Origin of the sequence: Mesorhizobium sp. Pch-S (assembly GCF_004136315.1) — a bacterium.
In the GTDB taxonomy this organism is placed as follows: domain Bacteria; phylum Pseudomonadota; class Alphaproteobacteria; order Rhizobiales; family Rhizobiaceae; genus Mesorhizobium.
The window spans coordinates 2273323-2286742 of the sequence record NZ_CP029562.1 but is presented as its reverse complement, the minus strand read 5'-3'; the positions used below and the strand labels follow the sequence as shown (position 1 = coordinate 2286742).

Here is a 13420-nt window from a genome sequence, read left to right as displayed (position 1 = left end):
TCTTGATCGAAATTCTCCAGCCCACTCCCTTCGCACCTCTGCCGGAACTGGAGCCCGGCTGGTTCGACGTGTCCTATGCCATCACGGGTGACGGACTTCTGGCATCACTCAGATCCACCTGCGATGTCGCCGGAAACTGGTATCGCAACGTAAAAGCCAAAGAAACCGCCCGGCCGCTGGTGACCAGGAACGCGATGGCCAGGCTGTCGATCTTCGACGGCATCACGGAGTATGGGACGATCGAGTTTCCGCTCGAGACGGCGTTTCCAGTCTTTGACACTCATCGGAACGGCGGCTGGATCGTCGCCAGCGCCCGCTGCAGACCAACCGACGAGAATGCGACGCTGTTCAGCGACGAGGGACAAGCCATCGACCGGTTCTGTCTGGGCGACGGGATCGAGCATCTTCAATGCGACGATCGCGGCAATATCTGGGTTGGCTATTTCGACGAGGGCGTATTTGGCAACGACGGCTGGAAACTGCCGGGAAGCAAGGCGCCCATCAGCATGGCGGGCCTGGTCCAGTTCGATCCCTCAGGCAAGGTCCTCTGGCAGCTCGACGATCCGTCGATGGCAGACTGCTATGCCTTGAACGTCACTCGCAGTACGACCTGGGCGTACTACTATACCGATTTTCCGATCGTCGAAATCGCGACCGCGACCGGCCGCACCAGGGTCCGTCAGACGACGGTCACGGGTGGGCACTCGCTGGCCTGCGACGCACAGGGCGCCATGATCGTCGGTGGCTATTCGCCCGACAGGGATGGCATCACATTGCTGGAATTTCGCGATGGCGTGCAGACTGTGGCTCGTTTTCGCCATGCATTGCCAAGCACGTTCTCCGAACGAGCCGCACTCTGTCAGGCCCGGGGAGATACCCTGCACATCGTGCAGGATCGCTTCTGGAATCAATTGACGCTCAACGATGTTCGCCTGGCCGCAGCGCAGCGTATGTCGGAAAAAGGCCGTTACTGAACGGCGCCGACCAGGACCTGCTGGCCTTCGCGGATCGAGACCCAGCGGCCGGTATTGTCGATGGCCTGACGCTTCAGGAACCGATAGCCGCTCTGATCCCAGGGCTTGACCTTGTCAGTCAGGTTGTCGAGCACGAAATCGCCCTTGTCGGTGCGCACGGTGAGGACCGCATGGCCTTCGCCATCCGGCTTGCGGACAACCGTTACCAGCAGGTTCGCAAGGGAAACTCCCTGCCTCGCCAGCCGGCGGCGCTTTTCGAGCACATAGTCCTCGCAGTCGCCGACGCCCTTGTCCGGATAGGCCCAGACCTCGTCCTTGCCGTAGATTTCCTGATCACTCAGCGGCTTGACCGCCGCATTGACCGCGGCTGTGACGCGGGTCAGCTTGCCCCAGAGCGCAGACGTTAGCCTGGCCGGGGCCAGATCCTTCGGGCGGACCGAGCATTCGGCTGGACGCGTCTTGCAGAATTCATAGTGGCCGATGGGCTGTGTGGTGGCACCGCCGGTGGCCATGGCACTCGCAGCGGAAGCCGAAGGCACCGTCCAGATCGCCGCCGCGATCCCGATCGCCGCAGCCGCAAAGACACGCAAACCTTGCGTCGCTGGTGAGGAGTTCATCGTCCCCCGCTCGCCCCTGTTATTAACGAAACGTTAATGAGGATTTACATGGCGTGTCAATTCATCCCCATGGCGGATTCACCGAAAGGGTTAATCGTGCCGTGGTCATTGCGCTGATTGCGCAACACCTGGCGATGCCGATTTCACTCGAAATCTGATCCAGTTGGAAAAATAGCGGTGCGGCGGCGGGGTTCTTCGAACCATCCGCACGCAAAACGGGGCAAACCGCCACCGTGTTCACAAATATGTGATGATCAGGCCTGAGCTGGCTTGCTGGCCTTCCGCTTCACGGCGACCCTGTTGCTGCGGCCATAGCTGGTGATGAAATCGACGATGCGCGGCACGATCTCCGAGCGGAAGCGCGAGCCATTGAACACGCCGTAGTGGCCAACGGCAGGCTGCATATAGTGCGCCTTCATGTCGGCAGGCACGTTCGAGCACAGGCTGTGCGCGGCCTCTGTCTGGCCGAGACCGGAGATGTCGTCGTTCTCACCCTCGACCGTGAACAGCGCGACGTTGCGGATGGCGCTCGGATCGACCCTGGTGCCGCGATGCTTCATCTCGCCCTTCGGCAGGGCATGGCGCACGAACACGGTTTCCACCGTCTGCAGATAGAACTCGGCGGTCAGGTCCATCACCGCCAGATATTCATCATAGAACTCGCGGTGCTTCTCGGCGTTGTCGCCATCGTTCTTCACAAGGTGCATGAAGAAGTCCTTGTGGGCGATGATGTGCCGGTCGAGGTTCATGCTCATGAAGCCGGAAAGCTGCAGGAAACCCGGATAGACCTCGCGCCCGAAACCCGGCACAGGCCATGGTGCCGGCATGACGACGTTGTCACGGAACCAGTCGATGCCTTTTTCCTCGGCCAGCAAATTGACCGCGGTGGGGTTGCGGCGCGTGTCGATCGGGCCGCCCATCAGGGTCATGGTGGACGGCGCGAAACGATCGCCGCGGGCTTCCATCAGCGCCACGGCTGCCAGCACCGGCACCGACGGCTGGCACACCGCCATGACATGGGTGTCGGGCCCAAGCTCATGCAGCATGTCGATGACATAGTCGATGTAGTCGTCGAGATCGAAATGACCGGCGGAGAGCGGGACCATACGCGCGTCGACCCAGTCGGTGATGTAGACCTCGGCATGAGGCAGCATCGCCTCCACCGTGCCGCGCAGCAGCGTCGCGTAGTGCCCGGACATCGGCGCCACGATCAGCAGCTTCGGATCCGCGCGACGGCCGGCCGGCACCTGACGCTCGAAATGAATGAGGTTGCAGAACGGCTTCGACCAGACGACGCGCTCGGTCACCGGCACGGTCTTCCAGTCGACCACGGTCTTGTCCAGGCCGAAGGCCGGCTTGCCGTAGCGGCGTGTGGTGCGCTCGAACAATTCCGCAGTTGCCGCGATCGAGCGGCCCCATGGCGTGTGTGAAAACGGGTTCAGCGGATTGGTGTAGAGAACCCGGACCGCCTCGGCATAAGCGCGTGCCGGCTGCAAGGCAGCATGGTTCATCTCGTAGAACTGGTAGAACATCTAGAACGGTCTCCGCTGCCCTCGGAACGAAGGGCGACAAGCGGCCCAGCCGCTTCACTCTGTCGCAACGAAGTTAACAAGAAATTGTTGCGGCGCAATAGATCACGTTGGGTGAGTTATCCCCATACTTTAGGCCAAAGCCTTGGAAAAAGCCGGGTGAGAGGCCCAGCCGGCTATGGGTGCAGGTGCGAAGGCGCTGCTTCGGCCCGAGAGGTGGGGGTGGAGCTTCATCCGCCGAATCAAAGAAAAAGCGCCGCAACGGGGCGGCGCTTTTTCTTTTGCTTTCAGGCGATGGCCGGATCAGACCCTGGCCATGCACACGGCGGCGTGGCCGGAGCTGACGAAGCCCAGCTGGCTCGCGGCACCGCGTGACAGATCAAGCACTCGCCCCTTGATGAAGGGGCCGCGGTCGTTGATGCGCACGACGACGCTCTTGCCGTTGTTCTTGTTGGTAACCTTGAGCCGGGTGCCGAAAGGCAGGCTGCGATGAGCGGCAGTCAGGGCTGAAGGGTTCATGCGCTCGCCCGATGCAGTCTTCGAGTGCAGGGCATACCAGGAAGCGCGGCCGCATTGCGCTGCGGCGGAGGAGGTGGACGCGCCGGCGGCAAGGCCGACTGCGACGGTGACCGCGGCAAGGGCGGTCTTCTTCTTGTTGATAGTCATCCCGAGGGAAGGGCTCCGTTAATCGTTCGGAGGCCGTAGGGTGAAATGCGGCGGCAAATCCGGCGCGTTTCGGGCGATTCCGTGGCAAGCGCACACGTTTTGAAACACCGGGAAACAGTCTGTCAGACTATTGTCCGACAATTGGGCAGTGCAGATTGCGAATCGCGGTGCCCGGAGACAGAATCCCAGTAGCGCGCACGAGTCTGATCTCCAAGTACAATTCCAGAATTCTTCTATGAAATCTGAGCTGTCGCTGAATCGTTCTGTGGTTGGCGCAAGGCGGATTATCCCACGGCTCAAAACCGGTTTGGCTCTTCCATCACCGGACAAAATCATCTGTCGAGCGTAAGAGCCCACAGCTCGCCGTGTTGCAGGGACCGGAAATGAAAAAGCCCGGCATGGCCGGGCTTTTTGCAAATGCTAGCTGCTTCGTGTCGAAGCAGCTGCGGAAACTTGGTGCCCAGAAGAGGACTCGAACCTCCACGCCTCGCGGCACACGGACCTGAACCGTGCGCGTCTACCAATTCCGCCATCTGGGCTGGTGGGCGCTCATGTAAGCGGGCAGACGAACCCTGTCAACGCGCTTTTTTCATGCAATGCGAAGGCAGCGCACAAATGCCGGCTGATGGCGCCGGCAAATTGTCACAACCCGGCCGCTCCGCCGAAAACCGGAGCCTGTTTCAGGCCAGGACTTCCTTCGACGCCACGGTCGAATCGGCGTTGAGCTGATAGATGACCGGCACGCCGGTGCCGAGTTCCAGCTTGACGATCTCTTCGCCCGTCAGGCCGTCCAGCGCCATGATCAGGGCCCGCAGCGAATTGCCGTGCGCCGCGACCAGAACGGTGCCACCGGCCAGCACATGCGGCTGCAGCGTGTGCAGGTAGTAGGGCCACACGCGCGCGCCGGTGTCCTTCAGGCTTTCACCGCCGGGCGGCGGCACGTCATAGGAGCGGCGCCAGACATGCACCTGGTCCTCGCCCCATTTCTGGCGGGCATCATCCTTGTTGAGGCCAGACAGCTCGCCATAGTCGCGCTCGTTGAGCGCCTCGTCGCGTATCGTCTTCAGGTCGCTCTGGCCGACGGCGTCGAGAATGTGCTGGCAGGTCTTCTGAGCGCGCTGCAAGCTGGACGTGAAGGCGATGTCGAACTTCAGTCCGCGCGCCTCCAACTTGGCGCCGGCGGCCTTGGCCTCGACATGGCCCTGTTCGGTCAGGTCGGGATCGCGCCAGCCGGTGAACAGGTTCTTCAGGTTCCAATCGCTCTGGCCGTGGCGCACGAGCACGAGAGTTCGCGACATGTTTTCTCCTTACGAGCGTGATCCCGAAAAGTTGCAGACTTTTCGGACAAAGATCATGCGATAAATCAACAGACAGATAATAGGTCAGCCGACCCGGCCAAGGCCGAGCACGTCCCGCATCGAATAGAGGCCGGGCTTGCGGCCGTGTGCCCAGAGCGCCGCCTTGACGGCGCCACGGGCGAAGATGGCGCGGTCCTCAGCATGATGGCTGAGCGTGATGCGCTCGCCCGGACCGGCAAGAAACACCGAATGTTCACCGACCACCGAGCCACCGCGCAGCGTTGCAAAGCCGATGGTCTTCGCCTTGCGCGCGCCGGTATGGCCGTCGCGCGTGCGCACGCTGTTTTCGGCCAGCGCGATCTCGCGACCGGCTGCGGCCGCCTCGCCGAGCAGAAGGGCGGTGCCCGAGGGAGCATCGACCTTCTGGCGATGATGCATTTCGAGGATCTCGATATCGAAATCCTCCGGATCGAGCGCCCTGGCCGCCTGCTCGACCAGAACGGCGAGCAGATTGACGCCGAGGCTCATATTGCCCGACTTCACGATGGTGGCGTGGCGCGCTGCCGCGGCGATCGCGGCGTCGTCTTCGTCCGAGCAGCCGGTCGTGCCGATGACGTGCGCGATGCGCGCCTGGGCGGCATAGCCGGCAAACTCCACGGTGGCGGCAGGCGAGGTGAAGTCGAGCACGCCGTCAGCCTTGGCGAAGGCCGGCAGCGGATCGTCGCTGATCGCCACGCCGATCGGACCGATGCCGGCGATCTGCCCGATGTCCTTGCCGATGTGGGGGGAGCCCTTGCGCTCGACGGCGGCGGCAACGGTCGCCCCGGGTATGGTGGCGATGGCGCGGACCAGAGCCTGGCCCATGCGGCCTGCGGCACCCACCACCACCAGCTTCATCTCGCTCATGCGCTATCCCCCGGTCGTTCCATCGGCCTTGTTTACTACCGTAGCGATCTCGCCGTCGTCGACCAGGCCAAGCCCTTGCCCACCTTGAAGATTGTAGAAATGGGCGTAGGCGCCGTTCGGCCTGGCGAGCAGCTCGCTGTGCGTTCCTTGTTCGACAAGTCGGCCCTGTTCCAGCACGACGATATGATCGGCATTGATCACCGTCGACAGCCGGTGCGCGATGACGATGGTGGTCCGGCCCTGCATGATGGACGTCAGCGCCTGCTGGACCCGCGCTTCCGATTCGTTGTCGAGCGCCGATGTCGCTTCGTCGAGAAGCAGGATCGGCGCCTGGCGCACGATGGCGCGTGCGATCGACAGGCGCTGGCGCTGTCCGCCCGACAGCGTGACGCCGTTTTCGCCGACCGGAGTATCGTAACCTTGCGGTTGCTGGCGGATGAAATCATCCGCGGCGGCCTGTTGCGCCGCGAATGCGATTTCCGTGTCACCGGCGCTCGGCCGGCCGTATCGGATGTTGTCGCTGATCGTGCCTTCGAACAGGTAGGGCTGCTGCGAGACAAAGGCGATGGACTCGCGCAGGGACCGCTTGGTGACCTTGGAAATATCCTGGCCATCGATTTCGATCGTGCCGCCATCCACGTCGTAGAAGCGCTGCAGCAGGGCAACCAGGGTCGACTTGCCGGCGCCGGATGCTCCGACGATGGCGGTGGTCTTGCCGGCCGCCGCCGTGAAGCTGAGGTTGCGGATCACCGGCTGGTCGGGCGTGTAGCCGAACGTCACGTCGTTGAAGCGGATCTCACCCTTTTCGATCCTGGCCTCTTTCGCGGCCTTGGCATCACCTTGCCGTGGCTCGACATCGAGCAGTTCGTAGATCATGCGCGCATTGACCATGGCACGCTCGACATTGACCTGTGTGCGGGCAAGGCGCCGCACCGGATCATAGGCCAGCATGAACGCGGTGATGAACGACATGATGTTGCCGGGCGGCTGGCTGCTGTAGGCCGAACGATACACCGAATAGGCGACGACGCCGGCGATGGCGAAACCAGCCAGCATTTCCGTGACCGGCGCCAACCGTTCCGAAACACGCGCGATCTTGTTGTAGCGGGACTCTGCCCGATCGACGAGGTCGCCGATCTTGTGGGTCAGCTGCTCCTCCATGGTGAAGGCCTTCACCACGGCGATGCCCTGCACCGATTCCTGCATGGCGCCGATCAGATGCGAATTGATCTCGACCGATTCCCGCGTCACACGGCGCACGCGGCGCATGATGTAGCTGACCGCCCAGACCAGCGGCGGCCCGATCAGGAAGATGCTGGCTGCCAGGAAGGGCGCCTGATAGACCATGACCGTCACCAGGCCGATCAGGGCAACGAGGTCGCCGGCGATCGACTTCAGCGTCATCGAGAACAGGTCGCGGATACCGGCGACGTTTTCGTTGATGCGCGCTGCCAGCTGGCCCGACCGGGTTTCGGTGTAGAAGTCGATGCCCAGCTTCATCAGGTGGCCGAAAACGCGCTTCTGATAGTAGGCGACGATGCTGTTGCCGATCTTGGCGAGCGTGACGGCGGAGCCGTAGGTGGCAAGGCCACGCACCAGGAAGATGCCGATGATGCCGCCGCAGATCCAGGGCACCTTGTCGTATTGGTGCTTGTAGAAGAGGTCGTCGATCATGGGCTGCATGATCCAGGCCGCGCCACCGGTGGTCGCCGCCAGGGCAATCAGGCAGAATGCCGCCAGCCAGTAGGACTTCAGATGCCCGCGGCCTGCCTCGTCGTAGATGCGGCGCAACACAGCGAAGACTTCGCTGGGGTCAGCCCTTCTTTTTGGTTCGTTGGAAGCCAAATTTCAGTCCGCGCACTGTATTCGTCGGGTCGCCCTGCGGCGTCGGCATCCTATTAGCCTCATCGGCCGTCCTTGCCTATGGCCAATGGGCAACGCGCGTAAAATGCTTTGGCGGCAGGCTTCGAAAAAGCGCCTCGCGGTTTTGCGACGAAAACCTGCGCCGGCTGGCAGCTCAGGCGCTCCAGCGCCGGCCTTCGGTCTCGACGCCGAACAGGGATGGTGCCCGCGCGTAGGCAGCGAGCCCCGCCAGTGCGGCCAGCGGATGCGTAATGACATAGACGGGCATGGACCGCATCATCTCGCTGTGCGGCGCCTTGTCCTCGAAGGCGGCGCGGAAATTGCCCGCTTTCAGCGCCGGCACGATCTTCTGGGCGATGCCGCCGGTGAGGAAGACGCCGCCCCGGCTCTTGAACACCAACGCCAGATCGCCTGCGGTGCGGCCGAGGCAGGTCACGAAAAGCGCCACCGCCTCTTCCGCGACAGGATCGGATTTCGCCAGCGCTGCCGCCGTGATCTCGGCCGGCTTGGTGAAGGGAGCGGTCTTGCCATCAGCCTCGGCGACCGCACGGTAGACATTGACCAGTCCGCGCCCGCACAGGATCTGCTCGCCAGAGATGCGGCCCTCGATCTTCTCGATATGTGGGAAGACCTGGAAGTCGCGTGGCGTGCGCGGGCCGATGTCCATATGCCCGCCTTCGCCCGGCACCGGAATCCAGTGCCCGAGCGCATGGATCAGTCCGGCGACGCCGAGACCGGTACCCGGACCCAGCACGACGCGGCCGGCATTGGGTTCGGGTTCGCCGCCGCCGATCTTTTCCATGTGTTGGTCGCCGAGCGCCACAACGGCAAGCGCCTGCGCCTCGAAATCGTTCAGGACCACGACATCGCTGAAGCCGAGATCGCGCAGCATCACCTTGGGCCGGATCACCCACGGGCAGTTTGTGAGCGGAATTTCGTCTCCGTCGACCGGCCCGGCAATCGCCAGTACCGCCGAATTCGGCCGTACCGACGAGCGGTCAAGCACGGCAGCCTGGATGGCCGCGTCAATCGTCTCGAAGTCGGCAGTCTGGACGATGTGCGGCTCGCCGGCCTCGGAATTGGCGTCGAGCACGACGGAGAAGCGTGCGTTGGTGCCACCGATGTCGCCGATCAGGATCGGGAATCTCAGCCCGCCGGTTGCGTCAGTCATTCCCATCCCCGGTTCGATGCGGCGATGGCTCGCCTCGCGTTCGCAACTGTCCGCCTTGTTGCAGTCTTCATGCCGATTCGGCCAGCTGCAACCGCCTCAATCGATTGAATGCTATAAACAAACAAAAACGCCCGGGAAAGGGCGCTTTTCGTCTGTTCCGGGTGACCGGATGTCAGTTGCCGGGGCGTGGACGCGGCAATGGGATGCCGATCTTCGGCGTCGGCGCGAAGGCATTGGCGGTGACCGGGGTCAGCGGCGCCTCTCCGATCGTGCCTGATGGTGCCGGCGCAGGCTCCGGCGATGCAGCCACGGCGACCGGCGGCCGGCCATTGCCGTAATAGGTCGCGGCTTCCGCCGACACCGGCCCCGGCGCCTGCAGCACCAGGCGGCATTCCTTCGGCAGGTTCGCCATGGTCATGATGTCGCGTGCCTTGGGAGCGTCCGGGTTCTTGTTCGGGCGCCATGGCTCCTCGGTGAACCACCAGGCCAGCGACTTGTCGCAGCCGTCGCCAGCTGCCGTTGCCGCCTGCTCCTTGCAGCCGTGCGATCCGGGCTGGCAGCCGATGCGGACATGGAAATGATAGTCGTGACCCCAAAACGGCCTGATCTTGCGCAGCCAGCCGCGGTCACCGGTCACTGTATCGCAGAGTTTCTTCTTGATGCCTGGATTGACCAGGATGCGCTCGACTTCCGGATAGCTGGCCGCGCGCTTGAGCAGTTGCGTGTGCTGGGCCGTCCATAGCCGGTCGTAGACGCGGTGCGTCTTGGGGTCGACCATCAGCGTGGCGCTTTTGTTCTCGCGTTCGGCGACGGTCAGGTCGCGCCGCGGTTTCGGCGTCAGCCAGATGTCGGCATCGAGGCCGATCTGGTGCGAGGCGTGGCCGGTCAGCATCGGGCCGCCGCGCGGCTGCGAGATATCGCCGAGCAACAGGCCCGGCCAGCCGTCGGCCTCGGCGTCGCGCGAGAATTTTTCGAGCAGCGCGATCATCGCCGGATGGCCCCAGCGCCGATTGCGCGAAGGGCGCATCACGGTCCAGGTGTCGCCGTCCAGCGGGATCGCTACGCCCCCTGTGAAACAGCCCTTGGAATAGAAGCCGAAAGACTGCGGTTCGGTCGCCGCCGGCAGTTTCTCGGCGCCGAACAGGTTCTTGGCCAGTTCCTCAGCCATGACCGGGCGTGCCTCGAGTTCGAGAGCGCCTGCAAATGCAGCCACCCCCGCCAGCGTCAGGATCGTCTTGCGAGCAATGGTTCGCAGCCGTTTTGTCACTTACCCTCTCCCTGCTCGCGCTTCGTCCCGCTGCGAATCATACCACGGAGCGATCGTTGCCTGCGATCACGAGCGCTTCATCGCGCTGCGTGCCATTCCCTTGTCCCAGTCTCCACTCTCCCACATGTGGTCGAAGGCGGCGTGGTAATCGGGAAAGCGGAACGCATAGCCCGTAGCCTTGACCGCCGCGTTGGAGACACGCTTGTTCTCGCCATAGAAGGACCGCGCCATGGGCGAAAGTTGGGCGGTGGCGAAATCGGCTTCCGGTGGCGGCGGCACATTCATCAGAGTTGCAGCGTAGGTCACGACGTCCTGCGGCGGTGCAGGACGGTCGTCGGTGATGTTGAAGATGCCGCCCGTATCCTGCCCGGCAAGATGGCGGAGGGCGCCGGAAATGTCGTCGCGATGGATGCGGTTGAAGACCTGGCCGGGCTTGATCAGCCGCTTGGCGGTGCCTTCCTTCAGGTTGACGAAAGCGTTGCGGCCAGGGCCATAGATGCCGGAAAGGCGCAGCACGGCCACCGGCTTGCCGATGGCGCGGCCGAGACTTTGCCAGGCCTGCTCCGCCTGCAGCCGCAAGGTGGAGCGATCCGACACCGGCCGGCATTCGGCGCTCTCGTCGACCCAGTCGCCGCCATGATCGCCATAGACGCCGACCGTCGACAGATAGCCGATCCAGCGCAGCGCTGGCATGCCGGTCATGATCATGTCGCGCGCCGCCTGCAGCACGGGGTCCCCCGCCGTCTCCGGCGCAATCGAGATCACCAGATGTGTCGTCTCGGCTAGGGCGGCTTTGATCTGTGGCGTGGTCGTCCCATCGAAGATCAAAGGCTCGATGTTGGCCTGCCGAAGTGCCTCGAACTTTCCCTGCGACCGCGTCGTCCCGACAAAGCGGCCGAAATCCGGGTTCTGGCCGGCGAATGCCTGGGCTGAATAGCCGGCGCCGAAAATGAAGATGCTGTTGCCGGTCATGCCGCCCTTCCGTTGTTGTCCGCCGTGCCGAGAGCCAATCGCCATTCGTCCCGGACGGTGCTGTCGTTCTCATCCTGCAAGGCAGCAGCTGCCAGTTCGCGCACTGTATCGCCTGCCGCCAGCCGCGACAGTGCCCACACCGCCGCACCCCGAACCAGGGGCGATCGATCGGCGAGCAGTTCCCGTGCCGGCGCGACGAGGCAACGGTCATCGGAGTTGCCCGCAGCAATCAGCACATTGCGGATGAAACGATCGCGGCCGATGCGCTTGACCGGCGAGCCGGAGAAGAATGCGCGGAAGCCGGCATCGTCGAGCCGGAGCAGATCGGCGAGTTCCGGTTCGCGCAGATCGGTGCGCGCAACGAGTTTCGCTTCCGAAGCAGCCTGGGCGAACTTGTTCCAGGGACAAGCCGCCAGGCAGTCGTCGCAGCCGTAGATGCGGTTGCCGATGGCGCCGCGGAATTCAAAGGGGATAGGCCCTTTGTTCTCGATGGTGAGGTAGGAGATGCAACGGCGCGCGTCGAGTTTATAAGGTGCCGGGAATGCGTCGGTCGGGCAGGCGTCGAGACAGGCGCGGCAGGAGCCGCAATGGTCCTCTTCCGCCCTGTCCGGTTCGAGGTCCGCCGTCGTGAAGATCGAACCGAGAAACAGCCACGATCCATGCGCGCGGCTGACAAGGTTGGTGTGCTTGCCCTGCCAGCCCAGCCCAGCCGCTTCGGCCAGCGGCTTTTCCATCACCGGGGCGGTGTCGACGAACACCTTCACATCGCCGCCTGCCGCCGCCACGATCTTGCCGGCGAGTTCCTTCAGCCGGCCCTTGATGACATCGTGATAGTCGCGGTTGCGGGCATAAACCGAGATCGCGCCGCGATCAGTGCGCTGCTGGAGCGCTCGCGGGTCGTGGTCGGGGCCGTAGTTCATCGCCAGCACGATGATCGAGCGGACGTCAGGCCACAGGACCGATGGATCGGCACGGCGTTCGAGCGTTTCGGCAATCCAGCCCATCGAGCCGTGATAGCCGGCCGCCACGAAGTCGGCCAACCGCGCAGGTGCCTGCGGGATGGCGCCCGGCGTGGTGATGGCGACGGCGTCGAAGCCGGCACGCCGTGCTTCACGGTCGATCAGTCTGCGCAGCTTGGCCTGGTCAGAAATCGAGGTCCGCATAGTGCGATACCGGCGACAGGCCGCGGACGCGGTCGGCCAGGAGCGGACGGAAGGAGGGACGTGACTTCACCCGTGTGTACCACTCTCGCGCCGCGCCGTGCTCGCGCCAGTCGATCTCGCCCAGATAATCGAGAACGGAAAGCGTCGCCGCCGCGGCCAGGTCCGCATAGGTGATGCGGCTGCCGGCCAGCCAGTGACGCGTGCCCGCCAGCCAGTTGGTGTATTTCATATGCTGGCGGATGTTGGCGCGCGCTGCGCGGATGGCGGTCGAATCCGGCGAACCGCCGCCGGCATCCGCCGGCATGTGCGGCTTCAGCACCCGCTCGCGCACGAGATGGCGCGTCACTTCGCTCTCAGCCTTGATGAGGTACCAGTCGGTAAGCCGGCGGATTTCCGCGCGCTCCATCGGCCCTTCCACGAAGAGGCGCTTCTCGCGCTTCAGCACGCCGCGCGTCTCGTCGAGATATTCCGCAATCACGCCGGCGCCAATGATCGGCACGTCGCCTTCCGCAAGCAGGATCGGCAGCGTGCCGGCCGGGTTGAGCGCCAGGAACTCCTTGCGCCGCGTCCAGGGTTTCTCTTCGATCAGCGCAAGCTCTTCGCCATACTCGCCGAAAGCGAGGCGTACGAAGCGGCAACTGGCGAACATGGGGTGGTGGAAAAGCGTCAGCATCGTCCGAATGATTATATGCGCTGGCGAATCGCTGGCCGCGCCGATAAGTCTTTATTGCCCGAGTACACGGGTTGTCAGGGTGCTGCGAGCTATAGGAGCAGTTGGGCACGCTGACAAGCAAGCCCCGACGCTGCATTCGTCACAGTTTTGCAACTTTGGCAGTGTTCTAAGCGCCTGTTCTACGATTCGAGCGCGAGCGGACGCTCGAGCGTTTCCGTTTTTCACGGAAACGCGGAAACGCTCTAAGTTTTGTTTTCGTCGCATTTTTGTGACGCCAAGCGATTCCACTTGGCTACAAAAATGCTCAAAGACCGGGTCCCG

12 protein-coding genes and 1 tRNA gene are annotated in these 13420 nt (G+C 63.5%); 1 reads left to right on the top strand and 12 read right to left on the bottom strand.

The annotated features are described in order from the left end of the window. Positions 1 to 2: 2 nt before the first annotated feature. Positions 3 to 974, top strand: a complete 972-nt coding sequence (locus C1M53_RS10470) for a hypothetical protein (protein ID WP_129412194.1) — start codon at positions 3 to 5, stop codon at positions 972 to 974. Here C1M53_RS10470 and C1M53_RS10465 read toward each other — a convergent pair. The 12 genes from C1M53_RS10465 to C1M53_RS10410 form a co-directional block, all read right to left on the bottom strand. Further along, positions 968 to 1591, bottom strand: a complete 624-nt coding sequence (locus tag C1M53_RS10465) for a transglutaminase-like cysteine peptidase (protein WP_129412193.1) — start codon at positions 1589 to 1591, stop codon at positions 968 to 970. The two genes, C1M53_RS10470 and C1M53_RS10465, sit on opposite strands and share 7 nt — an antisense overlap. 254 nt (positions 1592 to 1845) lie before the next feature. Continuing rightward, positions 1846 to 3123: a polyhydroxyalkanoate depolymerase gene (locus C1M53_RS10460; RefSeq protein ID WP_129412192.1), complete on the bottom strand. Its 1278-nt coding sequence runs from the start codon at positions 3121 to 3123 to the stop codon at positions 1846 to 1848. Between the two features lie 300 nt (positions 3124 to 3423). Beyond that, a complete protein-coding gene (locus C1M53_RS10455; RefSeq protein ID WP_129412191.1) occupies positions 3424 to 3786 on the bottom strand; it encodes a septal ring lytic transglycosylase RlpA family protein in 363 nt (120 codons plus the stop codon). 454 nt (positions 3787 to 4240) lie between these two features. Beyond that, positions 4241 to 4325, bottom strand: a tRNA-Leu gene (locus tag C1M53_RS10450). Positions 4326 to 4466: 141 nt separating this feature from the next. Beyond that, positions 4467 to 5084, bottom strand: coding sequence for a 2,3-bisphosphoglycerate-dependent phosphoglycerate mutase (locus C1M53_RS10445; protein WP_129412190.1), 618 nt, complete (start codon positions 5082 to 5084; stop codon positions 4467 to 4469). 84 nt (positions 5085 to 5168) lie between these two features. Then, positions 5169 to 5990 (bottom strand): 4-hydroxy-tetrahydrodipicolinate reductase, encoded by an 822-nt coding sequence (gene dapB / locus C1M53_RS10440; RefSeq protein WP_129412189.1) that lies wholly within the window; start codon positions 5988 to 5990, stop codon positions 5169 to 5171. A gap of 3 nt (positions 5991 to 5993) precedes the next feature. Then, complete coding sequence (locus tag C1M53_RS10435; protein ID WP_245488511.1) at positions 5994 to 7784, bottom strand: ABC transporter ATP-binding protein; 1791 nt, start codon at positions 7782 to 7784, stop codon at positions 5994 to 5996. Positions 7785 to 8007: 223 nt separating this feature from the next. Further along, the gene (locus C1M53_RS10430) at positions 8008 to 9024 is read right to left on the bottom strand and encodes a glucokinase (RefSeq protein ID WP_165358112.1); all 1017 of its coding nucleotides are present in this window, start codon (positions 9022 to 9024) and stop codon (positions 8008 to 8010) included. A gap of 172 nt (positions 9025 to 9196) precedes the next feature. Continuing rightward, positions 9197 to 10246 (bottom strand): penicillin-insensitive murein endopeptidase, encoded by a 1050-nt coding sequence (mepA, locus tag C1M53_RS10425; RefSeq protein WP_245488584.1) that lies wholly within the window; start codon positions 10244 to 10246, stop codon positions 9197 to 9199. Positions 10247 to 10357: 111 nt separating this feature from the next. After that, on the bottom strand, positions 10358 to 11263 hold the full coding sequence (locus tag C1M53_RS10420; protein WP_129412186.1) for an SDR family oxidoreductase: 906 nt from the start codon (positions 11261 to 11263) through the stop codon (positions 10358 to 10360). Next, a complete protein-coding gene (gene queG, locus C1M53_RS10415) occupies positions 11260 to 12426 on the bottom strand; it encodes a tRNA epoxyqueuosine(34) reductase QueG (RefSeq protein ID WP_129412185.1) in 1167 nt (388 codons plus the stop codon). Before queG ends, C1M53_RS10420 begins: the two co-directional genes overlap by 4 nt. Beyond that, the gene (locus tag C1M53_RS10410; RefSeq protein WP_129412184.1) at positions 12407 to 13099 is read right to left on the bottom strand and encodes a glutathione S-transferase family protein; all 693 of its coding nucleotides are present in this window, start codon (positions 13097 to 13099) and stop codon (positions 12407 to 12409) included. The genes queG and C1M53_RS10410 overlap by 20 nt, the downstream gene beginning before the upstream one ends. Positions 13100 to 13420: the final 321 nt, after the last annotated feature.